Annotated in this window: 26 protein-coding genes; 6 read left to right on the top strand and 20 right to left on the bottom strand. The window is 44.3% G+C overall.

Features of this window, described 5'->3' with window-relative positions; genetic code table 11:
- Positions 1–36: 36 nt before the first annotated feature.
- Positions 37–252: a molybdopterin-binding protein gene (locus tag ABEF84_RS00900; RefSeq protein ID WP_034587347.1), complete on the bottom strand. Its 216-nt coding sequence runs from the start codon at positions 250–252 to the stop codon at positions 37–39.
- 228 nt (positions 253–480) lie between these two features.
- Here ABEF84_RS00900 and ABEF84_RS00895 point away from each other — a divergent pair, with 228 nt between their 5' ends.
- Positions 481–1,578: a sigma-54-dependent Fis family transcriptional regulator gene (locus ABEF84_RS00895; protein WP_034587345.1), complete on the top strand. Its 1,098-nt coding sequence runs from the start codon at positions 481–483 to the stop codon at positions 1,576–1,578.
- 107 nt (positions 1,579–1,685) lie between these two features.
- On the opposite strand, the gene ABEF84_RS00890 is transcribed toward ABEF84_RS00895, so the two are convergent.
- The 10 genes from ABEF84_RS00890 to ABEF84_RS00845 form a co-directional block, all read right to left on the bottom strand.
- Entirely contained in the window at positions 1,686–2,522 is an 837-nt protein-coding gene (locus ABEF84_RS00890) for an ABC transporter permease (RefSeq protein WP_034587343.1), read from the bottom strand.
- Between the two features lie 27 nt (positions 2,523–2,549).
- Positions 2,550–3,380, bottom strand: a complete 831-nt coding sequence (locus ABEF84_RS00885) for an ABC transporter ATP-binding protein (RefSeq protein ID WP_034587340.1) — start codon at positions 3,378–3,380, stop codon at positions 2,550–2,552.
- 2 nt (positions 3,381–3,382) lie between these two features.
- Entirely contained in the window at positions 3,383–4,414 is a 1,032-nt protein-coding gene (locus tag ABEF84_RS00880) for an ABC transporter substrate-binding protein (protein WP_347455447.1), read from the bottom strand.
- Between the two features lie 14 nt (positions 4,415–4,428).
- A complete protein-coding gene (locus ABEF84_RS00875; RefSeq protein WP_347455446.1) occupies positions 4,429–5,256 on the bottom strand; it encodes an ABC transporter permease in 828 nt (275 codons plus the stop codon).
- Between the two features lie 3 nt (positions 5,257–5,259).
- Positions 5,260–6,096, bottom strand: coding sequence for an ABC transporter permease (locus ABEF84_RS00870; RefSeq protein ID WP_404798890.1), 837 nt, complete (start codon positions 6,094–6,096; stop codon positions 5,260–5,262).
- A gap of 2 nt (positions 6,097–6,098) precedes the next feature.
- On the bottom strand, positions 6,099–7,358 hold the full coding sequence (locus tag ABEF84_RS00865; protein WP_347473728.1) for an MFS transporter: 1,260 nt from the start codon (positions 7,356–7,358) through the stop codon (positions 6,099–6,101).
- 10 nt (positions 7,359–7,368) lie between these two features.
- Complete coding sequence (locus tag ABEF84_RS00860; protein WP_034587336.1) at positions 7,369–8,424, bottom strand: ABC transporter substrate-binding protein; 1,056 nt, start codon at positions 8,422–8,424, stop codon at positions 7,369–7,371.
- 24 nt (positions 8,425–8,448) lie between these two features.
- On the bottom strand, positions 8,449–9,957 hold the full coding sequence (locus ABEF84_RS00855) for a DUF3138 domain-containing protein (protein ID WP_347455443.1): 1,509 nt from the start codon (positions 9,955–9,957) through the stop codon (positions 8,449–8,451).
- Between the two features lie 69 nt (positions 9,958–10,026).
- The gene (locus tag ABEF84_RS00850) at positions 10,027–11,535 is read right to left on the bottom strand and encodes an amidohydrolase (protein WP_347454550.1); all 1,509 of its coding nucleotides are present in this window, start codon (positions 11,533–11,535) and stop codon (positions 10,027–10,029) included.
- A 291-nt stretch (positions 11,536–11,826) separates the two neighbouring features.
- On the bottom strand, positions 11,827–12,675 hold the full coding sequence (locus ABEF84_RS00845) for an SDR family NAD(P)-dependent oxidoreductase (RefSeq protein ID WP_347473312.1): 849 nt from the start codon (positions 12,673–12,675) through the stop codon (positions 11,827–11,829).
- A gap of 220 nt (positions 12,676–12,895) precedes the next feature.
- Between ABEF84_RS00845 and ABEF84_RS00840 the strand changes: the two genes are divergently transcribed.
- The 3 genes from ABEF84_RS00840 (at position 12,896) to phoR (ending at position 15,869) form a co-directional block, all read left to right on the top strand.
- A complete protein-coding gene (locus ABEF84_RS00840) occupies positions 12,896–13,573 on the top strand; it encodes a TetR/AcrR family transcriptional regulator (RefSeq protein WP_347453406.1) in 678 nt (225 codons plus the stop codon).
- Positions 13,574–13,775: 202 nt separating this feature from the next.
- Entirely contained in the window at positions 13,776–14,486 is a 711-nt protein-coding gene (phoB, locus tag ABEF84_RS00835) for a phosphate regulon transcriptional regulator PhoB (RefSeq protein WP_034587331.1), read from the top strand.
- A 24-nt stretch (positions 14,487–14,510) separates the two neighbouring features.
- On the top strand, positions 14,511–15,869 hold the full coding sequence (gene phoR / locus ABEF84_RS00830) for a phosphate regulon sensor histidine kinase PhoR (RefSeq protein ID WP_034587330.1): 1,359 nt from the start codon (positions 14,511–14,513) through the stop codon (positions 15,867–15,869).
- Positions 15,870–15,926: 57 nt separating this feature from the next.
- Here the strand turns inward: phoR and ABEF84_RS00825 are convergent, their stop codons facing one another.
- The 3 genes from ABEF84_RS00825 to ABEF84_RS00815 all read right to left on the bottom strand — a co-directional run bounded on the left by ABEF84_RS00825 (position 15,927) and on the right by ABEF84_RS00815 (position 18,057).
- Positions 15,927–16,574: a glutathione S-transferase gene (locus ABEF84_RS00825; protein WP_034587329.1), complete on the bottom strand. Its 648-nt coding sequence runs from the start codon at positions 16,572–16,574 to the stop codon at positions 15,927–15,929.
- A gap of 118 nt (positions 16,575–16,692) precedes the next feature.
- On the bottom strand, positions 16,693–17,091 hold the full coding sequence (locus tag ABEF84_RS00820) for an OsmC family protein (protein ID WP_034587328.1): 399 nt from the start codon (positions 17,089–17,091) through the stop codon (positions 16,693–16,695).
- Between the two features lie 18 nt (positions 17,092–17,109).
- Positions 17,110–18,057, bottom strand: coding sequence for a pirin family protein (locus tag ABEF84_RS00815; RefSeq protein WP_034587327.1), 948 nt, complete (start codon positions 18,055–18,057; stop codon positions 17,110–17,112).
- A gap of 492 nt (positions 18,058–18,549) precedes the next feature.
- Between ABEF84_RS00815 and ABEF84_RS00810 the strand changes: the two genes are divergently transcribed.
- Together ABEF84_RS00810 and ABEF84_RS00805 are read left to right on the top strand one after the other, a co-directional pair.
- The gene (locus ABEF84_RS00810) at positions 18,550–19,833 is read left to right on the top strand and encodes a diguanylate cyclase (RefSeq protein ID WP_347453405.1); all 1,284 of its coding nucleotides are present in this window, start codon (positions 18,550–18,552) and stop codon (positions 19,831–19,833) included.
- Positions 19,834–20,033: 200 nt separating this feature from the next.
- Positions 20,034–21,284, top strand: a complete 1,251-nt coding sequence (locus ABEF84_RS00805; protein WP_347453404.1) for a GGDEF domain-containing protein — start codon at positions 20,034–20,036, stop codon at positions 21,282–21,284.
- A gap of 45 nt (positions 21,285–21,329) precedes the next feature.
- Here ABEF84_RS00805 and ABEF84_RS00800 read toward each other — a convergent pair whose 3' ends face one another.
- The 6 genes from ABEF84_RS00800 to ABEF84_RS00775 form a co-directional block, all read right to left on the bottom strand.
- Entirely contained in the window at positions 21,330–21,632 is a 303-nt protein-coding gene (locus tag ABEF84_RS00800) for an STAS-like domain-containing protein (protein WP_347453403.1), read from the bottom strand.
- Between the two features lies 1 nt (position 21,633).
- On the bottom strand, positions 21,634–22,584 hold the full coding sequence (locus ABEF84_RS00795) for a hypothetical protein (protein ID WP_347453402.1): 951 nt from the start codon (positions 22,582–22,584) through the stop codon (positions 21,634–21,636).
- A gap of 142 nt (positions 22,585–22,726) precedes the next feature.
- Positions 22,727–24,295, bottom strand: a complete 1,569-nt coding sequence (gene guaA / locus ABEF84_RS00790) for a glutamine-hydrolyzing GMP synthase (RefSeq protein WP_034587321.1) — start codon at positions 24,293–24,295, stop codon at positions 22,727–22,729.
- A gap of 333 nt (positions 24,296–24,628) precedes the next feature.
- Positions 24,629–25,027: a NirD/YgiW/YdeI family stress tolerance protein gene (locus tag ABEF84_RS00785; protein WP_347453401.1), complete on the bottom strand. Its 399-nt coding sequence runs from the start codon at positions 25,025–25,027 to the stop codon at positions 24,629–24,631.
- 231 nt (positions 25,028–25,258) lie between these two features.
- Positions 25,259–25,621, bottom strand: coding sequence for a NirD/YgiW/YdeI family stress tolerance protein (locus ABEF84_RS00780; protein ID WP_347453400.1), 363 nt, complete (start codon positions 25,619–25,621; stop codon positions 25,259–25,261).
- A gap of 112 nt (positions 25,622–25,733) precedes the next feature.
- The gene (locus tag ABEF84_RS00775; RefSeq protein WP_347453399.1) at positions 25,734–26,165 is read right to left on the bottom strand and encodes a DoxX family protein; all 432 of its coding nucleotides are present in this window, start codon (positions 26,163–26,165) and stop codon (positions 25,734–25,736) included.
- Between the last annotated feature and the right edge of the window lie 76 nt (positions 26,166–26,241).

Raw genomic sequence — 26,241 nt, 5'->3', positions numbered from 1 at the left:
CGTTCACTCCTTTTTTGATTTAATCCAGATATAGATCTAGAGTTTTGCCAATGACACTTCTGTTGATTTAATCAGCACCACCACTTCCGAACCGATTTTTAAATCCAGATCCTGTACCGAACGGGTACTTATAATTGAAGTAAAAATGCCGGCTTTGGTTTCCACATTTACTTCTGAAACAACACTTCCTTCTACAATTTCCTGAATAACACCTTTAAACTGGTTACGCACGTTAACTGATGTAATTGTCATTATATTTACCCTTTTGGTTATTGATGAGCATAATATAAAAGATTTTACAGTGAATACTTATCTTGATTTAATATTTGATTATCGCTACTGGTTTTATCTTATTTTATGATTAATTTTCTATTTAAACCTATATATACCAGATTGATAATTAAAGACCGATTTATTATTTACAAAAAGTCATGAATTAATAGATGATTGTCTATATTTTAATAATTTGAAATAAGAATTATGTCGATATTTACACATCCCATTATTAGTCAGACAAGACGGCATGAACGGGCGACTGCTACCGTCTTTGAAGACCCGTTGTCTAAAGCCTTGCTGGAACGAATCAAACAGATTGCACCGAGTGATGCCAATGCGTTAATTATCGGTGAAACCGGTACCGGTAAGGAGCTGGTGGCACGCCAGATTCATGATCTGAGTCATCGTGCCCATGGTCCCTTTATCGCAGTGAACTGCGGTGCCTTAACAGAATCGCTGGCCGAAAGTGAGCTTTTTGGGCATGAAAAAGGCGCTTTTACCGGGGCAATTAGCCAGCGTATCGGCTGGTTCGAAGCAGCGCATAATGGCACGCTATTCCTGGATGAAATTGGTGACCTATCCCTGCCAATGCAGGTCAAATTATTGCGGATTTTACAGGAAAGAGAAATTATCCGGGTCGGGTCGCTTAAGCCGATCCCGATCAATGTCCGCATCATTGCTGCAACCAATGTCGATCTGGAAAAGGCAGTGATTGAGGGTAAATTCCGCGAGGATTTATTCTATCGCCTGTATGTGGCATTACTGCGTATTCCACGACTGGCCGACCGTCGTGAAGATATTCTGCCTCTGGCGAAATACTTTGTGGAACGTTACCAGACTAACCCGCATGACACCCCTCTACGTATCTCGGCGCTGGCAGCGAAAAAGCTGATTCAACATCGCTGGCCGGGCAATATCCGTGAGCTGGAAAATACCATGCACCATGCGGTGCTGGTCAGCCGTAATGGCGTCATTGAACCGGAAGATATCAGCTTTTCCAACCTGGTGACTGGCAATATCAAGTCTTCCGGTTTTCCCCAGAGTCAGCCGCATTCATCAACTGACTTGAATATGGAGATTCATAACCTTCAGGATGCTGAACAGTTGCTCCAAGCAACCTTTAAACAGCTGTTTGACGCTTCTGGGCAACTGCCTGATCTGAATATCAATGAACTGATTGAAGAACGCTTTATTCGCAGTGCCTATGAACATTGCCAGTACAACCAGGTACATACTGCAAAGCTGTTAGGAGTGACCCGTAATGTCATTCGGACGCGTTTATTAAAATACGGCCTGATTTAAAAACTATGTGAAAATTATTATTTATATTCATACAATGATATTTTTAATTTTAGATAAGATATTAAAAAACCCGTTTTATTTAAAACGGGTTTTTTATTTTAATTGGATTATTCAACCGGATTTTTCTTCCACTTGGTAAAATGTTTTTCTACCGCAAGTAAACCATAATTAAATGCTAACCCTAAAACAGTCATAATTAAAATACCGACAAACATTTGTGGAATTTCAAAACTATATTGGGAATACATAATCAAATAACCTAAACCAGCTTTAGAACCGAACATTTCTACCGCAACCAGTGCCAGAATCGAAATCGCACCAGCCAGACGGATGCCCACAAAAATAGTCGGTACAGCTGCCGGCAAGATCACTTTTCTAAACAGCTGATACGGTGGCAAACCCATGGTACGTGCAGATTTAATCAGCAATGGATCTACGTTTTGTACCCCTGAAATCGTATTCAGTAAGATTGGCCAAGTGCAGGCATAAACCAGCAAACTGATTTTTGACACTTCACCAATCCCCAAAAACAGGATAAATACCGGCATTAAAGCCAGTGCAGTGGTATTACGGAACAGCTCTAACAATGGATTTAAGGTTTCTGCAATCAGCTTGTACCAGCCAATCAGCAAACCTAGTGGAATAGCCAGTAATATCGCCAAGGTAAAACCAATCACTGAGCGTTGTAGAGAAACTACCAAATGATGGGTCAATTGCCCTGATTGATATAGTTCCCAACCCGTTTGAAATACCTGACTTAAAGGTGGTAGAAAGGCCGCACTAACGACACCCATACGCGGTAAGACTTCCCAAAGCAGGAAGAACAGTACTATGGCAATGGATCGCTTAAACCCAGAACTCAACCAGGTGAGTTGGATATTGAGTTTCTTGCGGTTAAAGGTAGCATTGGGATAGGCCAATGCCTGATTTTTTGCTGTTGTCATATTGATAATCCTCTTTTTTATATTCTTTTAAGCACTGTGCTGTAGCTGCTTGGTCTTTTCTAATGCCTGTGCTTTCACCACTTCTTCACTCAACTGCGACCAGATTCTATGACGTAACCGCCCATATTCTGCCGTTGAACGAACGTCTTCATCTTGCAAACGTAAACTTTCCGGAATCTCGATCACATCCTTAATCCGTCCCGGACGGGAAGTCATGATAGCGACGCGCTGGCTGAGGTAAATCGCTTCATCAATACTATGGGTAATAAAAATGATGGTGGCTTTGGAACTGCGCCAAATGTTCAGCAATTCTTCCTGTAAGGTTTCACGGGTCTGGGCATCCAGTGCAGCAAATGGCTCATCCATCAACAGAATTTCTGGTTCATAGGCCAAGCTGCGGGCAATGGCCACCCGCTGCTTCATCCCGCCAGATAATTCATTCGGATAGTGATTTTCAAAACCAGTTAATCCCACCAGCTGTAAATAATATTTGGCCTTCTCACGACGGGTCTTTTTATCTACGCCTTTGGCTTCCAGACCAAACTCAATATTTTCTAGCGCGGTCAGCCATGGATAGAGCGCATATTGCTGAAACACAATGCCGCGATCCAGACCTGGCTTGGTAATTTCCTTGCCATTCAGCAAAATCTGACCGGAGCTTGGACGGGTTAAGCCCGCAATTAAATCCAGTAAAGTCGATTTGCCACAACCACTCGGCCCCACGATGCATACAAATTCACCTTGCTGAATATCTAGAGTGACATTTTCTACTGCAACAAAAGGTGCAGAGGGCAATTTACCTGTGGTTTTAGCTGGAAATTCTTTACGGACATGGTCCATTTTTAATGCAATCGTCATTGTTATAATCCTTGTGTATTCTGGTCGGCATAAGGGTTGAAACGGTTACTGAAAACGTTTTGCGCATTCAGTACGCCTGGTTTCAGTTTTTGTTCTTTCTCCATGAATTTGATCCATGGCTCGAAGTCTTCTGCCTTCTGCACCCCACCCGCACTATGCACACCATAACTCTGGAAATATGGAATCAGGGCATGATTCTCGTTGCGACCCCGCTCGGAAATGATGCGCTTAAAACGGGCATGTACTTCTTCAACGGGTGTGGTCTGCACCCAGCGATGTGCTTTAGCTACTCCTTCCACAAAGGTCTTTACGACTTCAGGATGTTTCTCGATAAACTCTTTGCGCATCGAGTAGCTCCCTGCGGTGAATGGGCCATATAAATCTACATCTGCAAAAATTTTACGCACACCGCCATTCTTTAAAGCGCGCTGTTCCGTAATGCTGGATAACACAGCGACATCAATTTGCCCGTTACGAAGTGCCTGTTCAGAAGTAATCGGTGGCAGCATGATGAATTCCACCTCTGAAATTTCTTTTGCTGTTAAACCATTTTTTTCCAGCCAATCACGTAGTACAAAATCATGATGAGCGCCGAAGGTATTCATCGCCACTTTCTTGCCAATAAAATCACGCGCGGTACGAATTGGACTATTTTCCAACACATAGAAGCCTGCTGACTGCTTATAGTCACAACCATAAGAAGCCACTACAGGGACGACATCCAGACCTGCTGCCATCACTTTGACAACTGCGCCATTAAAGGCTGAAGCAAAGTCCACATCTCCTGCCACCAAGGTCAACAGATCCTGTGGTCCGCCTTGTACAGTACCGACATAATTCAGCTGGATATTGCCGAGATAGCCCAGGTCTTTGGCCAGCTCTGGCAGGGACACCAGTCCGGCACTACTCTGATAACGCAACTCAGTGACAGGTAATGAGGTATCCGGAGCGCGATTCAGACTGCAGGCAGACAGATTCAGGCCAACCAGTAAGGCAACAGATGCCCGTTTTAACCAGATTGATATTTTTTTCATTTCTCTTCTGCCCCCTACTTCTGCCATGTCAATAAACGCTGCTCAACTGCCACCAGTAGGCGGTTGAGAATCAGGCCAACCGCACCAATCACCAACATCCCGAGTAGAATTAATGGCACATTAAATTGCTCACGACCGCGGATCACCAGGTTGCCAAGCCCCACACCATAATGGGCCAACAGAAACTCCGAACCAATGGTGGCTAGCCAGGCAAAGATCAGCCCCAGTTGTAATCCAACAAAAATCTGCGGGCTTGCTGCAGGTAAAATTAGTTTGCGATAGGTATAAGTGGTCGGGAACTGGTAAACCTGGGCAACCTCACGGTATCTGTTGGAAATACTGCTCACCCCTTCCAAACTGTGCAGGGCAACTGGATAAAATACCGATAAGCTGATGAATAAAATTTTGGCGAAATTGCCATACCCTAAAAAGGTTGAGATGAGAGGTAACCAGGCGAACAGTGAGACCTGACGTAATACATGAAAACCTGGTGCAAAGAACCACTGGACAAACCGTGAAGTTCCCAATAACACACCAAAGACCACGCCGAGACTGGCACCAACAGCATAGCCAATAAAGTTACGGCTTAAACTGGCGGTAACACCTTGCCAGAACTGTGCCTCACTCAAGGTTTTACTGGCAACAACCACGACGTCCCAAGGTGAAGGAATCAGTTTGGCATCGATCCAGTTCAGATAAGAAGCCGTACTCCACAGCAGGATAAACAGTGCAGGGACAATCAATGCCTGCAATGCCGTTTTGCTTGGTTTCCATACAGGAGCAGCGATGTTTTTTCCCGGTAAAGCAGTTGTTTTGTGTTCTTCTAAAATGAGTTCTGACATGATTTAAGCCCCCACACGTGTTGCATAGAAACGAGCCACACGTTCAAACACAGCAAGAACACTGTCCAGGACATAACCCGTTAGACCAATAAAAATAATGCCCATAAAGACGATATCCAGCTGCATCAGCTGACGTCCCCATACCATAAGGAAACCGATGCCTTCACTACTGGCAAGTAATTCCACAAAGACCAGAGCTAACCAGGCCTGCATGATGCCTTGGCGTAACCCACTGATAATGGCCGATAAACTTGCTGGCAAAATCACCCGAGTTAAGGTTTGCAATTTTGAAAATTGGTAAACACGAGCCACTTCCAGTAATCGAACAGGTACCAGCTGGATACCCTTAAAGGTTGCAATCAGCACCGGAGCAATCACCGCCAGAGAGATCGCGACAATTTTTAAAGCTTCATCTATACCCAGAAAAATCATCAGCAGAGGAATCCAGGCAATGATCGGGAACTGGGCCAAAAGCTGGATACTTGGATAAACCAGTTGCTTGGCCTTATTGGACAAGGCAAACCAGGTTCCCAAGATCAGGCCAATACTGGCACCCAGACTGACACTCCAGAAAATGCGTTTGGCACTGATCAGAAAATTGCTCTGCAGATCGCCTGATTGCCACAGTTCCAGCGTCGTCGTCCAGACCAGCTGTGGTGCTGGCAGGATCTGTTCAGGCAGCCATTGTCGTTCTGTTGCGATATGCCAAAGCGCTAATACGGCCAATGGAATCGCCAGGCCACAACACAGCAACAACAGCGTTTTGACGGCTTTTCTAAGCAATTCAACAGGATTGAAAATGTTTTGCCATGCAAAACTACGGCGTTCAATATGACTGATACTCATGATTTTTGCCCCTCGAGTTGCTGTGTTGTATTGAGTTGATCATTTTGGATAAATGCCAGAAAGCGCTGGCTGAAATAGATATAAAAAGTCATGCAAGTAAATGCGATTGCAGTCGGCAAGAATAGCCATTGCAATCCAAAACTGGATCCGCAGACTATGCCGATAAAACCGCCAAGCAATCCGCCTAGAGGTCCGACTAGTGCCAGAATAGGCGAAACTTTGGTCATTTCTGTTTCTTCACCGACTTTGGCAAAAGACATAAAGTTGGCGATATGCAACACGCCTAGTCCCAAGCCCAGCAAGGCACTGGCTGGCCATAAGCCCCAAGCCTGCTTCAGTAGTGCCAAGGCAAATAAAGCCCCACTAATCAAAGTCAAACCGATCAGATAAAACTTTTGATAGCCTAGCCATTCTGCAAAGCTCCCCAAGCCAAATAAGGAACCCACAAAGACAATGCCTTGAACTGTGAGTAGCAATACGGCTGAATGTTCAGCAAAAGCGAAGTTCTGAATCGCAATGACAACGATAAAGAAACCAAAGGTATTGGTGGCAATACTGCTTAAAATTTCGAGCAGGCACACGGTACGCAGTGGCTGATGACTTTTAATTAAACGCAGTGGCTCAAGAATTTCCTTAAACCGGAATTTCGGTTGAGCATCACGTTCAATCTGGCTTTTTTTCTCGAAGCAGATCGGTGCGAATAACATTGCGAAAATAAACAGTGCTGCCACACACCAGAAGGACTTCTGATAACCAAATAACGAGACAAAAAATAGTGCCAGTGATGGACCGATCAGGAAAAAGCCCATCATATGCGAACCACGAAACCAGCCAGCTTTTGCAGCACCAAGACGGCGTAAATGGGTTAAAAAAACCGTATTGATTGAGACAAAACGCATCGGCATTACAAAGCTCACCAAAGCAGTAATCAGTACCAGTGCCCACGGGTTATGAAACAGTGAAGCCAATACAAACAGAATTGCCCCTGCAATACTGCCGATACTAAATACCTGCAAGGAACCTAAGCGTTTGACCAGGACCCCAATCGGTAAAGCCATCAGTAGGACACCAATACTCTGCGCTGAAGAAATCAAGCCTAACTGTAACGGTGAGGCTTGCAGTTCAACGCCATACAGGGAGGTCAGGACGCGAAATACGCCCATCCCTAAACCTGCCAAAATCGTCAGCACAATAAAGCTGCTCATAAACTTGAAAGACAGCGGTGTTGTGGCGAGATTTGATTCAACCGATGACATCAGAACATCCTTACTTTGGCTGGCCATTGGCATTCAGAGGTCGCCAATAGTTTTCAAGTTTGAGTTCTTTCAGGGCATGGTTCAAATACTTAGGTTCGTACCAGGTTTTGATATCCACATCACGGCGAATGAGTCGTGCTTCTTTAGAGATTTTTGCAGCATCGATATACTGAGCCACATGGAAATCATCTAGCAGCGGGTTAATCCGTTTTTTCAGATCCCAGCCATCCCAGTCTTTTTTATAGTCGATATATGGAATACCGCTTTGTGCCCAAAGCTTGTACTGTTCATTACGGTTAGCTTCCTGACTGCTCCAGTGTGCTTGCTTCACTAAGGTTGTCACCACACGCTGGACAATATCTGGATATTGTCTTTCAAACGCTTCTGTGACCCAGAACGCAGATAAAGCCGAAACTTTTGGATCTTTGGAGGTGATTAAGCGTTTTGCCACACCACGAGCTTCCAGGCTCCAAGGTGTCGTAATCGTGCCGTCGATATCCCCCGTTGCAATCGAGGTACGGGATGAATAGGTATCCTGATTAATAACTCGGAAATCTTTTTCAGATACTCCCTGGCTTTTCAGCAGGCGATGAAGAACGATCTGTCCATTCGTGCCTTTAAAGTTGGCAATTTTCTTGCCTTTTAAATCCGCTAGCGATTTGGCTGTAGAGTCTGACGGCACAACGAAATACACCGGTCCTAAACGCCCAGTACCAAATAACAGTTTGGTTTTCAGGCCTGATGAGCGGCCAACAATCGCGGGCAAATCCCCTTGAGATGCAAAGTCGACTTTACCGTTCGCTAAAGCTTCATTGGTTGCTGGACCTGCGCCTGGGAAGAATAACCAGGTCACTTTAATGCCGTCTTTTTTAAATTCCTGTTCCAGTACCCCACGTGCATGTGCTGATGCAATAAAACTGCCGCCAATTTTTGGACGTCCGCCCTCGCCAGCACTAGACACAGAAATACGGATTTCTTTCGGTGCTGCCGCAGACACCTGAACACTTAGACCTAATGCTGAAAGTGCCAGTAAACTTGCGGTAATTTTTTTAGAGAGAAATTTCATTTTTAAAACAATCCTGTTGAATAATTAGAAGGTGTATTGGAATTGACCCACGACTTCATTAAAGTCTTTTTGGGAACTGGTTTCGTTTTGGTATTTGGTATGGTTCAGGGCTAGCTGGAACTTAGTGGTTTGCGCGAAGAAGAAGTTCAGGCCCAGCGAGTGCTTGTCATATTCACCCCAGCCATTGCCAGGCACACCAACCACATCCTGATCTTTGTTCGGGTTATAGTTGTCATAGCGGTAATAGCCCTGGATTGACTTCGGCCAGAAATCGTCAAATTTGGCATTGGATTTGATACTGTTATAGAACTGGTCACCCAAGGTATAGAACAAGGTAAAGGTATGCCCTTCAGCCGTGGTATCAACCAGCTCATTCACAGGCGTGGCTTTTTCTGTTTTAGCCTGAATGTATTCGTAGGTCACACCAAACGGTGCATGGTTGTAGTAAATATCAAAGCCTAAAATATCGCGCTTGCCATGATCGCTCAGCAAAACTCCATCATTTTTGACATTGTTCTTACCTTTTAAATACGACACACCGAATTTCAGCTCACGGAAAATGCTGGCATAGTCCACAGGCAAGGTATAAGCCAGACGTGCCAGATAATCTTTGCCCTCATTATCATCGGTCTTGTTGATCCCATTACCATTAGTCACACCAAATGCATATTCCAGTAATGGAGCGCGGTAATTTGCACCGTAATCGACATAAGGTTTGACATCACCACGTACAATTAAACCGTTTTGACGTGCTGTTAGACCTAGCTGTACAGGCGCGATCGCCTGAGTAATGGTTGGACGTAAATCTTCAGGAGACTGCGCTTCCAGACCAAACGGAATGAGTTGCTGACCCAAAGTTACATTTAAACGGGGTTGTTCCAAACCGGAGTTGGTCGAGAAAAAGTTGTAGCGTAGAAAAGCATCCTGCAAATTGAAGTTACTGTTATTACCAGCAGTCCCGGTCTGTTTGGCATAACTGAAAGACAGCTGGTAATCCAGATTTTTGCCTTCGTTATAATCACGGAATAAATTACCGCGCACCCCAATCAGTGCTGTTGGAATATCAAACGTTGATTTGCGCTCACCCACGGGTGCCGGGTTACCTGCAGTTGTCCCCTCGTCCTGATAAGAGGCACGTACCTGTACCGTTCCGTATAAAGTCGTATCACGTGCGGATTTCACTGTTTGACGTTCATACTGACGGGAATGGTCATATTTGAAATTCTCGATATCCCCTTTTAAGCCATCGATGTCATCTGTTGTGACTTCACGCGCAACCAGCTCAGTACCTTCTCCATCTTCCATAAACTCTGTATACGTCGCTTCACTTTGGTCACTCGTAGACAGCGTGGTATTGTGTTTTTGTTCCAGCTGCACAAAGCGTTTTTGTAAGACGTCAATCTGTGCTTTAAGCTGTTTTAACTCGGCTTGAGTCGTGTCATCTGCATACGCACTGAGAGAGATCCCTTGAATAATCAATGCAACGGATACAGCCAATAAATGTTGTTTACCCACAAAAAATTCCTGAATCATTAAAATAAAAGACGAAAAATCCCCAGTCCGCCTGCTGGCACAAGCGGACGATATTTTTGAATTAAGGGGTTATGCGGCGTTCTGTTTGTTTAATTTGGCTTCCACCTGGGTTCCCTTAAAGAAATCAGGATTATTCGCGGTATAGAACTGATACGGATTGGTGAATACCAGCGACTTAAAGTCTTCTGCGGTAATCGCCCCTTCCTGCACCAGATCCCAGGTTTCTGCCAGTGGTTCAGTCAGTTCAGGGACATCCCAATGACCCGAGTCAGAGGAATACAAGGCATTAATTTTCTGACCAAATGGATTCCCTTTTGGATTTAAAGCCCCCACAATCGTGCGGTCATCAGCTTCGTTACCGAAATAGAAGTTCGGCACCCAACGATCCCAAATATCCTGTTTGCTTTGAATTTTGGCTAAGGCAAAATCGTTAATTTCATCCGGTTTTTGTGCCTGGAAGCGAGAGGTTGCAGCGACACCAAACAGGCTTTGCACAATTTCATCCTCATTCAGTTCACGGCCTTGGTACAAGGTATGACCATACTGAAGATACAGTTCGACCGCCAATTCACGATCCAGACGTTCCGGGTTATATTGCTGCACATGCTCATTACCACGTTTTTCAAAACGATCCACCAGATGGGTCAAAACATTTTGTCCCCATGCTGCCCCTGCTTCTAGCAGTGCAATACGCAGTTGTGGAATCCGTTCAGTCACACCACCAAAGAACAGCGCTTTGGCTAGTGCTTCAGACGCATCAGCAAAGTGGTTGATGTGGTTAAACATATAATTCGTTGGTGAATTACGTGCGACCCAGCTTTGGCTACCAGAATGTGTCGACAAATTAATACCCAGCTCCACACTCTTCTGCCAGAACGGGTCATAATCATATTCACTGTCGATGCCGAAGAAATCTAACCAGTAAGCATAACGGCGTAGATCCGTATCTTCAGGATAACGATCTGCTACAGCTTTGATCGGGCGGCGTACTGCACCCGGAATCAGGGCGGTTTTTAGCCCCAGCTTTTGTGCAAATTCCAGTTCTTCAATCCCCTCTTGCGGCGTATTCAATGGAATCGCTGCTACCGGTGTTAAACGATCGGCATAAGGCTTATAGACATCGGCATGGAAATGATTAATGGCACGAGTCAAAGATAAACGTAAATCATCATTAGATGAGTTGATTGGGAACAAAGACAGGTTTGGATACAGTACCGCATAGTCTGTACCGAGCTCTTCTAAACGCTCATATAACAAACCTGGTAAGGCTACAGTTGCCAGGTCATAGGTATTTTCAGATGGAAGTGCCCAGAACGGCGGACGGAACAGACGGCGATCTTTACGCTCTTGTGGCGTTGCGTTATACCATTCTGCTGCTAAGGCATTTAAGCCATTACTTTTTAAATGGGTACGGAACAAATCCACGATACGTGAACCACCGTATTGCGCAATATAGTCTTCTAGTGCTGGGCTATAGGCATTGGTATGAATATCAGTATCAATCACCGGAAAATCGAGCTGGGATTTCACCTGCGCTGAACGAGAAGTCTTGCCTTTTAAATCTTTTAAAATAGTCATGGGGAGTACCTAGTTTGTTATCATTTCACTCTCCCTATATGGCAACAAGCATGCCAATTATTTAATATATTGTTTTTATTATATTTTATAAAAATATCCAGAACATTTATGTTGGTTTTTAACCGCTTTCAGTGTTGATAATTCAACACTTGCTTATATCAATTCAGCTTTAATCTCTATTTTATTTTCTATTTTTAAGATAAAGAAAACTTCCTGAATATTAAGATTTCATTAGTTCCAATATCAAAAAAGCCCACCTCTGTGAGCTTTTATTTGATTGATTTTCAAAACTTAAGCAGATTTCTTGGAACGATTCCCAAGCTTGGTCGCAAAAGCGGTTACTTTCTGGTAGCCCGCTGGCAGGATACGCTGCATCAGATCAATCGCTTTAGCATCATTACCGATCAGCAAGCGGCGTTTGTTTTTTAGGACTGCATCGAGAATCTGGCGCGCCGCTTCTTCCGGCGGACAACGCAGCAGCTTGTTAAAGTTCTGCGCTGATTTTTCCGGATGCATCCCTAGACTACGGATACTGTCATTCATTTTCGCCGCATTGGCGATATTGGTCCGGATGCCGCCCGGATGGACACACAGCGCACTCACGCCACCGTTTTCCATATCCAGTTCCTGACGTAGCGATTCGGTAAAGCCACGTACCGCAAACTTGGTGGCGTTATAACCCGATTGTGTCGGCTGCGCAGTCAGGCCAAACAGACTGGAAATATTGATGATATGTCCCTCGCCCGTTTTCTTGATCAGCGGCAGGAATTCCTTGGTCCCATAGACGACACCCCAGAAATTAATCCCGACAATCCATTCCAGCTCGTCATAGCTGGCGCCTTCCACGGTAGAACCCAGTGCCACGCCCGCATTGTTAAAGATCATGTTCACGCTGCCATGATCTTTCTCGACTTCAGCTGCCCAGGCACGCATTTCTTCCAGATTCGCCACATTGACCTTTTTGCTGGTGACACGGACATTGGCATCTTTGAGCAACTCAACGGTTTTAGCCAAACCTTCTTCATTGACATCGCTTAATGCCAGATGACAACCCTGTTTTGCCAGTAACACGGCCAACTGCTGGCCGATCCCAGACCCTGCCCCGGTAATCGCAGCAACTTTATTATTAAAATTTTTCATGGTTTTCCCTTATGAATGACACTGCCCGCGCGGACAGTATTTCTGGTTCTGTCGTGCTTCATGCAGCAATTCTCCCCAATATAGTTTTGACAATACTCATTGTCAATAAACCTTGCTTGTCTATTCGGGCCAAGATGATTTGGTTAGTCTGAGCATAGGTACAATGGCAATTTATTGATAAGATATTCAAAATTTTGGTGTAAATGAGCCTGTTCATCCTATGACACAGTCAGCAACTTCTGAGAAAAAACAACAAAAAACAGCAGCCAAAGAACGCCAGTTTAAGGGTTTGTCCATGGCGGAGCGTCAACAGGCACGCCGAGAGAAGCTGATTGAAGCCGGTATTCAGGCTTATGGTACGCATGGCTTTTTTTCCGTAACGGTCAAAGATATCTGTAATGAAGCCAAGCTGACCGAACGCTATTTCTATGAATCGTTCAAGAAAAGCGAGCATCTGTTCCAGACCATTTTCCTGAAACTGATCGATGAACTGCAGCAAAATGTCATGCAGGCGATGATGCGGGCCTCCTCCGATCCGAAAAAAATGATTGAAGCCGGTTTGACTGCCCTGCTGACTACGCTACGCGATAATCCACGTATGGCGCGGATTATTTATATCGATGCCATGCTGGTGCAGGAACTGCATAATCAGGCCACCATTCATGAAACCATGAGCCGTTTTGACCGCATGATTCAGGCTTTTGTGATGCTGATGATGCCCAACCTAAGCCGTTCCGAACAGGAAATTTCTCTGGTCTCTACCGGCCTGAATGGCTACGTGACCCAGATCGCGATTCGCTGGGTCATGAGTGGTTTTAAACAGTCGATGGAAGAAGTGCTGTCTTCATGCAGTATTGTGTTCCTGACCCTGTTTGAAACCTTTGCCGAGAAAAAGTAGAGGATTTTAAATAGCCAAATGACATGATTTCAGCTGTTTAAAAATGATATTTGGTCGAGTACGGATTGTTTTTAATTGTCACAATTCTTTGCGAAATCTGGGAAGCTGCCCTTTCTGCAATGATACTGTCATAATTAATCTTTGTAATAAGGCTTGTCATAAATATAAAACGGTCCACCGTTAACTGATAGGGTATTGCGTTGTGAAAGATGACTACATTTTAATCGTCGATGATGAGCTTCCAATTCGTGAAATGATCCATACTGCCCTGGATATGGCAGGCTTTAATTGTCTGGAGGCAGAAGATGCCAAGCAGGCCCATCAAATGATTGTGGATCAGCGTCCGGCACTTATCCTGTTAGACTGGATGATGCCCGGTGGCGTCAGTGGTGTCGATCTGTGCCGCCGGCTGAAACGTGATGAAAGCCTGTCGGAAATTCCGGTGATTATGCTCACCGCACGTGGTGAAGAAGATCATAAGGTGCAAGGTCTGGATGCCGGTGCCGATGACTACATGACCAAGCCATTTTCCACCCGTGAACTGGTCTCTCGGATCAAAGCTGTGCTGCGTCGTACCAATGGCCTGAGCAATGACAAGAATATTGATGCCAACGGCCTGGTGCTGGACCCGGTCAGCCAGCGCGTCAGCTTTGGTGACACCCTTCTGGATATGGGACCGACCGAATATCGCCTGCTGGCCTTCTTTATGACCCATCCGGAACGTGCCTATACCCGTGCCCAGCTGCTGGATCAGGTGTGGGGCGGTAGCGTCTATATTGAAGACCGGACCATTGACGTACATATCCGTCGCCTGCGCAAGGTACTGGAACCGTATGGGGCTGACCGTTATGTACAGACCGTACGTGGTACCGGTTACCGTTTCTCTACCCGTGCCGATGTTGCCCTCGGCTAATCTGACTTAGGTAAATCCTGCTTTATGTATAAACCCTACCCTGTTCCTGAAATGGCCCGTGGACACAAGATGCCTCGCTCCAACAGCCTCTGGGATTTTGCCAAGCAGGATTTACGTCTACTGGCTGGTTTTCTGCTGATCGGCAGCCTAATCGGGTTCGGGATCGGCTATTTCTGGGTCTGTATCGTGCTGGCTTTTGTAGCTTTTTTTGCCACGCAGATCCGTTCCTTGTATCTGGTCAATGACTGGATTTCCAACCGTCCATATGATGTACCACCCAAGATCAATGGCATCTGGGGTGCCTTGTTGTTTAACGTCTATCAGGCTCAACGACAGGAACGCATTGTTCAGGCAGAAATGGTGGAACTGATTGATCGTGCCCAATCTTCACTGGTTGCACTTCAGGAAGCAGTAATTCTGATTGATGATAAGCAGCAGATTGAATGGTGGAATCCCGCTGCAGAGCGTCTGCTGGGTCTCAAAGCAGAAGACAAAGGTTGCAATATCCTGACACTGCTCTCTCAACCGGAATTTATTGAATACTACCATCATATAGATGATGCTCCGGATGGCCTGAAAATGCAGTCTCCGGTTGTGGAAGACCATTATGTGCAGATCAAGATGACCCGTTTTGGTGGCGAAAGCCGCCTGCTGGTCGCTTATGACGTGACCCGGATGCATAATCTGGAGCAGATGCGTAAGGACTTTGTCGACAACATTTCCCACGAACTGCGTACCCCGCTGACCGTACTCAGCGGCTATATCGAAACCTTTACCGATCAGGAAGATATCAGTCCACGCTGGAAACGCGCCTTTGACCAGATGCAGTCCCAGACCCGGCGTATGAATGCACTGGTGAATGACCTGCTGCTGCTGTCGCGCCTGGAAAATGACAAAAATCTGGCCAAGAACCAGATCATCGACATGCCGAGCCTGATGAACCAGCTGTTTGATGATGCCCAGGCCTATAACGTGGACTATGGCCATACCCTGAATCTGGATATCGACAGCCACTGCGACCTGATTGGCTCGGATATGGAAATTGCCAGTGCCTTCAGTAACCTGATTACCAATGCGATTAAATATACCCCGAAAGGTGGTACCGTAACCATGGGCTGGCATGATGATGGTGAATCTGCCTATTTTGTGGTACAGGATACCGGGATCGGAATCAATACCAAACACCTGCCCCGTCTGACCGAACGTTTCTACCGGGTGGATTCTGACCGGAGCCGCCGTACCGGGGGTACTGGGCTGGGACTTGCGATTGTAAAACACGTGCTGATGCAGCATCAGGCCCAACTGGTGATTGAATCCAAGGAAAATGAAGGCTCGACCTTTAAAGTCATTTTCCCCAAAGAACGACTCAGTTTCCCGGATTAATTCAAAAGCGATTTAAATCAAAAGGTGCCTTTAAGCACCTTTCTTTTCGGAAAATTTTTAACGTAAAACTTCTTCTTTAGACATCGCCCGGAAATAGGCTGGGCGATGGGAAAGTCTATCCAGATAAGCCTCAATCGCCGGATAACGCTTGCCGGTACGCGTCAATATTGCTTCCAGTGGAAAACTCATCTGGATATCGGCAAAGCTGAAACGGCCAGCAAAATATTCATGCTCACTCAGGTAATCTTCCAGATAGTGAATATGCTCTCGAAGGCGGGGCTGGATAAACTGCTTTTTTACCCCGCTGGTAATTTGTCTTGCAAATGGTCGGAACAGAAAAGGGGCATGTTTCTCGACTGAGTTCATTACCAACTGCATGACCAGAAGTGGCATCAGTGAACCTTCAGAATAATGCATCCAGTAACGGTATTGCTGTCTGGCTGCTGCAGTCAAGGGTTGGAATTCCATTGCCGTATCATAGGCTTCCTGTAGATACTGCAAAATCACTGCAGATTCGACCAGTACCAAGTCATCATCAATCAGGATCGGCGCTTTGCCTAATGGGTGAATCATTTTCAGTTCTGAGGGTGCGGCAAAATTGGGTAGGCGTCGGTGATATTTAATTTCATAATCCAGCCCCAGTTCTTCCAGCGCCCATAGAATACGGAAAGATCGGGACTGTTCGAGATGGTGCAGGATACGCATAGTTGACTCTTTATTATTCTGATTGTTCGTGTTGCCATCAGCATAACAAAAACAGGGGCTACACCGTGAGATGGGTGAAGCATCAAATTACATTTCATCTACTTTTAAATAAATCTGTTCACATCAAAGATGTTCGAATCTCTAGACTCCGGAGCAATGTTTTGGTCACTGGGGTTTTCTGACAGATGTCCAGAATTTTCTGCTGCCATTCTGCATCTAATTTATTTTGAAAACTTAGGCGACGTTCAATCCATTCCTGCCCTTCTTTGTTACTGAAAAAGTCTGCCTCGACCTGAAATTCACCCAATTCAACGCCCTTATGCTGGGCATATATACGTAAGGTAATCATGGTGCAAGAAATCAGGCTGGCCAGTAGAAAATCATACGGCGCCGGACCGCTGTCCTGGCCGCCAAAACTTTCTGGTTTATCCGTCAAATATTGATGCTTGCCATGACTGATTCGCCCCTGCCACGGCGTTTCCAGACTATGCACCTGAGCAGTTGCAATGATTGCCATCCTCGTTGTCCTTTATTCTTATTTGGAAGCACGCATACGTTCTGGAAAAGCTGGCGCTTCCAGACGCGGGCCATCATATTCTGGAATTGAGCCAAAACGCTCATGCCCCATCATCCACTGTTCACGGGCCACTTTCAGTTCTTCCATATCTCGACCAACCAGATTCCACCACAGCAGGATAGGCGTCTCAAAAGGCTCACCACCCAGAAGCAAGATCCGGCTGCCGGCATGAATCTCGACCTGCACCTGCTCCAGGCCCGGTTCCAGAATCACCATATTGTCATCGGTCAGCTCATGCCCATTAATACTGGCTGTGCCCTCAAGTGCCAGAAAGCCATACTCGAATTTTGGATTCAGTAGCAATACGGCCCGGGTACTGTCAGCCGAATATAAATCAACCCCAAGCAGTTCACTATGCACTTTGACTGGTGATTGTGCAGTCAGGAATTTCCCGACCAATACCGTAAATTCAATGCCCTGATCTGTCACCACCGGTAATTCCGGATAATGCTCAAACGCTGGTGCCATATTGATTAAATCATCTGGTAGTGCAATCCACAGCTGGGCAGCATGTATATGGGTTTCGGTTTCCGGTGCCACTTCGGCATGAGAAATGCCATAACCCGCTGTCATCAGATTGACCTGACGCGGGCGCAACAGCTGCTGATTCCCCAAACTGTCATAATGCATCATGGTGCCTTCAATCATCCAAGTAAAAGTCTGCAAGCCAATATGTGGATGTGGGCCGATATCCAGACCATCTCCCTGTGGAAAATGTGCCGGACCAGCATGATCCAGAAAGCACCAGGCCCCGATCATGCGTTTATGCTTGCTCGGCAAGGCGCGTTTGATCACCGTACCCTGACCGATTTCCGCACGGCGTAATGGAAATTCCGTAACAAACTGATTGACGTATTTAATACAGTCATCTGAATTGAAAATTTCGGTCTCATTATTATTCGACATGATTCGGCTCACTCAGCTAGGTTAAAAGATCAGAGCATTTCGATTCCATGAATAGCCAGCATCACAGGATTATGTTTCTCAGTTTTAGGATTATCCAGTTTTACCACTTCGATAGCTGTGCTCGATCTCATTTATTCTTGTCATAGGCTCAAGCTGATTTTAAGCAACATTTTCCAGCTCAGTTGTTGCTGTTTTGCAAAGAGGATTCTTGCGTATTTTTAATACAATATTGATTCATTCCAGGTCGATTTTCTTCTAAAAAATGCCTAAATTTGCACCAAATTGTTTCACGTGAAACGGAATTTATGCTAATTTATGTTTTAATAAATAACACTTTATAAAAATTATGCGAAATAAGTCACAGTTATCATCCATATTTAAATCTTTTGTTACTTTTTCCTGTTCCATCCATCGTAATCTTCCCCAATTAGGGTAGCTCTTATTCATTCCAATTTGCTCATAATATGAGCTTATTAAATTCTGGACCTGAATATGTTTTTTGCTGACCGTAAGTTGCATGGCTCTCATACCAACTTGCACAACCTCAGTGAACATGCTTCAGAAAATATGAAACTTTCTGAACATGAACTGAATAACCGCCAAGTGATCGAACACGCACTTGCGAATCAGCATGCCTGCATTCCAGCCCCATTCCAACCGCGCTTTTATGAGTATCTGTACCAGCATACTTATCAAAGCTTGCGCCACATCCATTTACTGGGTCAGCTGGCCTTTTTACTATATTTCTTTGCCGATCTATTCATTATCCCGGATCTCGCTTTAATCTCCGGACTGACACGTGTCGGAGTGGCACTCGGTCTATGGCTAATTTCTGAGCTGCTCTTCCGCCACAGCAAAGACATCCGGCTGCTGGACACGATCATGCCAATTGCCACGACCCTCTGTGCCGGCATCTGGATGATCATGCTGGTTACCTCCACCAGTCCACATGTGGCGAATTATTTATATGCTTCGGCCATCTTTCTGTTGATCATTCATCTCAGTACCAAGGTGCAGTTCAAGGTTTCCTTATACTGCTCGCTCTTTATCGGTCTGTTTGTATTGATCACCATGACTCAGATCATGACACTGTCAGAAGCATTTACTTTTGCGGTGGTACTAACTCCAATCCTACTGTTTAGCATCTACATGAACTGGACCAATATCATCAACATGCGCCGAACGTTTTTAAGGACCCTGCTGGATGAATGGAATTACCATGCGGTACGCAAACTTGCACATACTGATGATCTGACCCAGCTCTACAATCGCCGACATTTTGTCAATCTGGCGGAGCATAGCATCCATGAATGGCCTACTCCCTCTTCCAGCTGTCTACTGATGTTTGATGTCGATCATTTCAAACAGATTAATGATAACTATGGGCATGATGTTGGTGACCGGGTACTCCAAGTGATTGCTGAAACCACACGCAAAGAAATGCGGCATAGCGATGTACTGGCCCGTTTTGGTGGTGAGGAGTTTATTGTGCTGCTCTCTGATACCCAGCTACAGGATGCGCTGCTAATTGCAGAACGGATCCGCCATTCCATTCAGCGCCAGCATGTACCTGTGCAGGAGAATCCACCTCTGCAATTTACTGTCTCCATTGGCATTGCTGAACTGGAATCGCCTAGCCAAAGTCTGGATGAACTGATTAAACAGGCGGATATTGCGCTCTATGCAGCCAAACGGGCAGGACGTAACCGGATCAGGGTGTATCGCCCGGAGATGCAATCTGCACCATCAAAAACATCCCAATCCATAACCTCGTAAAGCCCTATCAATTTTTCCAGTAAAAATTTCTCTATCCATTATGTTTTTATTGTCTATTTTTGAATTTTTCAGATTAAAAAGTTGTAACGAAACATGTGTATTTTAATTCCCTACTTTTAAAATGGAATATTAAAGAATAGAATAATTTTTATACAAAATTACGACACAAATAATATAATTTTTCTGATGGGGATGGCTGAATGCCGCATGAACTTCATAAGGAATCGCGCCTCCTGATCCAGGAAGCACTTAAAGACCCACTTGTGCGTATTCCCCGTGCACTCAAGTCCGACTATTACTCGCATCAAAAAGGTTTGCACCTGAAATATTTGCTTCAGGTCAACCTGTTTGCCCAGTTTGCCTATGCCTCCTATACCCTTGCAGATATTTATGTGCTGACTGATGTTCATACGCTGCTGATCATTACCAAGCTGGGTTTTACCGTACTGGTGACTCTGCTCACGATCTGGATCTATCATCACAAGCAGAATTTGCCCTTATTTGATTTATTACTACCCACATCCATTATTGGGGCCAGCGCGGTCTGGTTTTTTAATTTAAACCAGTCTGAAAGTCCCTATACCCAGATTTATCAATATGCTTCGCTGGTTTTTATCGTACTGGCCAATTTGAGTGTGCATGTGCATTTCAAGCCATCGCTGATCACCTCCGCCCTGATTACCCTGATGATCTATATCGGTGTGTATTTCAATGTCGACGGGGACAGGCAACAGCTAATTTTGTTTTCCCTGATTTACCTGCCGGTACTGAGTTTCAGTATCTATATCAGCTGGAATTCGACCCTAAAATCCCGGATCGTGTTTTTACAGCACACGCTGAATGAATATAACCGTCAGGCCTTTGAGCATATGGCACATACCGATTCACTGACCGGTTTGAATAACCGCCGTTCTTTTGAATATCTGGCGCATCGGCATTTACTGAGTATCGTTGAGGAAGATCATCCAGACCCGACTTCACTGATTGTGTTTGATGTCGATCATTTTAAAAAGATTAATGACAACTATGGGCATGATATTGGCGACAAGGTCCTAAAAATCATTGCCGAAACCGCCTGTAGTGAAATGCGTCCTACCGATATTCTGGCACGCTATGGGGGTGAGGAATTTATTGCGCTGCTGCCAAATACTCATCTAGATGATGCATTAAAAATTGCCGACAGCTTAAGACAGCGGATTGAAAGAACCGAGGTCGCGATTGACCAGCAGCAAACTTTAAGATTTACCATTTCAGTCGGGGCTGCAATTTTAGAAACTTGTGAAAATGACCTGTATACCTTGATCAAGCAGGCAGATATTGCGCTGTATCAGGCCAAAGCCAATGGCCGGAACCGGGTGGAGCACTATGATCCTTTCATTAGTCCAGTTCTAGAGCCACAAGTGCATGGTTCCTGGAGCAATGACCGGCCGATTAAAATTGTTGAGGAATAAAAAAGGACACTATCAACGTGTCCTTTTTTTATTATATTTAAATAATTAATGACAAACTGTATTAGCACGTCGATCAATAACTATCGCAATATTTTCAAGAATATAATCTTTCGCATTCTTGATCTTAATTTTATTCAAGACATCTTCACAACCAAACTCTTCTACAAGTACCCCGAAGATTTCATCTGCATATGACTCTGAAATTGATTCGACGCCTGAAAGATCAATATGAATCTGCATAATTTCAGAATTATTAAAAGCTTGTTCAATATGTTGACGATGAGGAATAGCTAATTTTCTAGATGCCAAAAAACCTTTTGGCAGCTCATATCTCAGTACAGTATTCATATTAATCACCTCTTAATCTTCTTATTATATTGCTCAGTTTTTCATCATCAACAGGTTTTCCTATATCTGAACTTAGCAGTTCATCTCTATCAAACCTACATGAAATGATAACCCCTTGCCATTCATTCTTTAATCTAAGATAAGCTCTTTTTTTGTTTTTAATATGTAAGGCAGCATTACCACTAATTAAATATAACTCGCCATTAAAATTTTCTACAAGATCGATCAGATGAAATAAACCATATCCCTGATGATGACTTTCTCTGATTTGACCACCGAATCTACCCATTGGGTTATTCCCAACAAAGTCACCAGGTACTCTCTGCCTCCAATCATCTGCAGTCACCAATTTAGTTGAATTACCTTTTTGGATACACCATTCAATTGCATCTTTATGAGAACTTATAGATAAACCCACACTTTTTACTTCACGTAAAAATCCACGCCCCTGATCTGCTAAAGTGAATTCTATAAATTTCTTATGAGTTATTGGATCTTCATAAGTTTGTGCCATTGAGAAACCTGTTGAGCACCCATGAGCCCAAACATTATCATGCACTTCTCCAATAACATCTATTAATTTCAAGAAACCTTCTGATCGTTGTTCACCTACTAACTTAGTTAAACAACTAGATATTTCCGTATTCACCTGATTTACATGTTCAGGACTATCTAGGCAAGCTATCGAAGCATATGTATGACCATTTTTTAATCTTTGATATCCATCTACTTTTCCCCATAATTGCCTATAAAAACCTATTGTTTTTAAATAACTTAGGTTATAAGGGTCTAAATCAAATTTGTTATAAGGTACTTTTTCGAAGTAAAGATAAGTAGTAAGAGGTACTAAATAGCTAGGTGTATAAAAAGCTTTTTCTAAATAAACCTCTCCATAATCATCAATTAAACTATCAAGTTCATTTAAAAGATTAATTACATTTTTTCTAGCCATAGTTAAAATTATAGTTTATTTTTTAATCATTATAGATAAAAAAAGAGTGCCTAAGCACTCTTTTCTCAATAATTTTTTTCATTACCATGCATAGCGCTTGGCGTAATTCAGGCGGACAGCAGTGCTGTCCGAAATCCCTGAATTACTCCCATTCAATCGTTGCAGGTGGTTTAGAAGACACGTCATAAACCACACGTGAAACTTCAGCAATTTCGTTCATGATACGAGTCGAGATCTTGTCAACCAGCTCGTATGGAAGGTGTGCAAAACGTGCCGTCATAAAGTCTACAGTTTCAACCGCACGCAGTGCGATGACCCATGCATAACGACGGCCATCACCGACCACACCCACAGATTTCACAGGTTGGAATACCGCGAATGCTTGCGCAGTTTTGTCATACCAACCGCTTGCACGCAGTTCTTGCATGAAGATGTCATCAGCCAGACGCAGGATGTCGGCATATTCTTTCTTCACTTCACCAAGGATACGTACACCTAGACCTGGGCCTGGGAATGGATGACGGTAAAGCATTTCATGAGGAAGGCCTAAAGTGGTACCCAATTTACGTACTTCATCTTTAAACAGGTCACGTAAAGGTTCAACCAGTTCAAATGCCAGATCTTCTGGTAAGCCACCCACGTTGTGGTGTGATTTAATCACATGTGCTTTGCCCTGTTTGCTTGCAGCAGATTCGATCACGTCTGGGTAAATCGTACCTTGTGCCAGGAATTTCACGCCATCCAGTTTACGTGCTTCTTCAGCAAAAACTTCAATAAATTCACGGCCGATGATTTTACGTTTTTTCTCTGGATCAACTTCGCCAGCCAGGGCTGAAAGGAAACGGTTTTCAGCATCAGCGCGAATTACACGGATACCCATGTTTTTCGCGAACATGTCCATCACCTGGTCGCCTTCATTCAGACGTAGCAGACCGTTATCTACAAATACACAAGTCAGCTGATCGCCAATCGCACGGTGTAACAGCGCAGCAACCACAGAGGAATCCACACCACCTGACAGGCCAAGTAATACTTTTTCATCACCAATCTGTTCACGCAACTGTTGAACACGCAGGTCGATGATGTTTTCAGAGTTCCATAGGCTGCGGCAACCACAGATGTTGTGTACGAAGTTAGATAGTAACTCTTTACCTTTAGAAGTATGGGTCACTTCTGGGTGGAACTGGATACCGTAGAAACGACGTTTTTCGTCAGACACCATCGCCACCGGGCAGCTTGGTGTGCTTGCAGTGATCTGGAAGCCTTCTGGGATTTGAGTCACTTTGTCACCGTGGCTCATCCAGACTTTCAATTTGTCTGCTGAATCTTCAAGATCGCCAATTAAGCCATCACGGACTTTAATGTCTACTTCAGCATAACCGAATTCATGTACTGTACCTGGCTCAACTTTACCGCCAAGCTGTGCAGACATGGTTTGCAGACCGTAACAAATACCCAACACTGGAACGCCTAGCTTGAATACGATTTCAGGTGCGCGTGGGCTGCCTTCTTCGTGTACGCTCTCAGGACCACCAGACAGGATGATACCGTTTGGATTAAATGCACGAATGTCTTCTTCAGACATGTCATAGGCAAACATTTCAGAATATACGCCAGATTCACGTACGCGACGTGCAATCAACTGACTATATTGAGAACCGAAATCCAAAATCAGGATACGATCTTCAGTGATTTGAGTATTGGTAGTCATGACAAACAACTATAGAAAGGCAAACGAAAGATAAGCGCCGTATTCTATCATTTTTCGCCGCATTAAGCACACTATTCGCACAGGACAAATATTTAGTTGATTGGAATATAATTCTTCAGTGTTTAACGAATCATTTCTGAAGATAAGAAATAGAAAAATTATTGTAAATAATCAGCTTCCGATATCCTCTATTAACTGGAATAGAGGATATCACCTGTTTGAATTATTATTTGGGATTAAATGGGAGAGTAATTTAGAGATTTCGGACAGCACTGCTGTAGGCCTAAATTAAGACAAGGGCTATGCTCGTGCCAGTAGCTCATTTATCCTTTATTAATGCTGGTTGTACCACTGCCACTGTTGATGTTTACCGGGTATTTTTTCCAGTTTTTCAACATCAATAATGGGAGCTTGACCGCTTTGGACATTCACTTCACCGACGATATTGACCTGATCTCCTGCTTTTAATCTGAGAGGTTTCCACACCTCATCATCTACGTCGATTTCGATGGTTCCGCTGCCATCTTTAAATTGAAAATGATCACCTTTTATTCGTTTAACAATAACACCCGATAGGGTTACCGCTGTTTCATCTGCCAGTTGTTTTGCTTGCGCAACACTCACTGTATTTTGAGCCGCTTCCCTTAACATCGCAGCTTCACGCTGTCCGGCCCAAGATGCGGGAGCAAACATGGTACTGGTAAGAAACACTACCAATAACATTTGCTTCATGATTGATTCCACTATGTCGCTTCATCACTCATTATTGAAGCAGAATTCATGGCTGGTGTATTTCATTTTCATGTGACGCAAATCACACTTTTCGTAATCAGCGGTTTCTTTTTTTACCAGATCTTTAGATAAATTTAAGACTAATTTTAAATGATTGTTGAGTTTAAAATTGATCATTAACATGCATATACGGAAACCTAACCTTCCGATTAAGTTTCCCCTTGTTCCAGTTTATTTCACCCGTTCAATCTGGATCACATCGATATCGGTAGGCTGGTCACTATGGACGTCTACTTCACCCAGAATCCGGACCTTGTCACCCGCTTTCAGTTGGAGCGATTTCCATTGTTCATCATCGACTTCAATGATAATGGAACCCGTCTTATCTTTGAATTCAAACTCATCGCTTTGCGTCGCCAGCTGCCTGACAATCTTGCCATTTAGCGTTACGCCAGTTTCATCTGGCAGCGTTTGAGCCTGAGCAACCGTCACAGTATTGGTTTTTGCTTCCGCCAGAATGGCCTCATCAGTTTTTGCCCACAAGAAGGAGCTGGATGTAGCAAGCAAGATGCTGCATAGCATATATTTTTTCATTGTTTATCCTTTTTTGTTTTTATCGTTGTATAAGGATCAAGCCGATGCGGCTTCTCGCCGCATCTCGATAATACGCACAACTATTATATCGAAAGTGTTAGATTCTGCGTTGTTACGTGATTTTTCTCGTCATCAGATGGTCCAGACTAAACTGTCCTGCACCATGCAGAAAAACGAATAACAGCCCACCGGTCATGGCAACATTCTTCATCAAATGAATGTTATCGTCCGGTGTTCCTGAACCATGAAAGATAAAGCCGCAGATAAACGTAAAGACCGCCAAGGCCAACGCAGCCAGACGTGCCTGAAAGCCGAACAGGATAGCTAGCCCACCGCCACCTATCAGCAGGATACTTAAGGGCAGTAATTCACTGGGTACATTAAACGATTCCATATAGCCTGCTGTGGCATCGTAGTTCTGGATTTTCATCCAGGCTGAACCGATAAAAATAAAGGAGATAAATACACGTGCAACAAAGTTAATCAAGGCCTCAGTGGCAGAACTGAGAAAGACTTTTTGTAAGGTCAAATCAGGATTTAACATGGGAGTCACCTTTATTTTTTCTTCTCATGACCCATTTATGCTATGCCTGTCTTTAAGCGGTTTTCGCAATAATTTG

The organism is Acinetobacter sp. ANC 7912 (genome assembly GCF_039862785.1).
In the GTDB taxonomy this organism is placed as follows: Bacteria; Pseudomonadota; Gammaproteobacteria; order Pseudomonadales; family Moraxellaceae; genus Acinetobacter; species Acinetobacter thermotolerans.
Note: the sequence above shows the minus strand (reverse complement) of the source record. Positions and strands in the feature narration are given on the sequence as shown.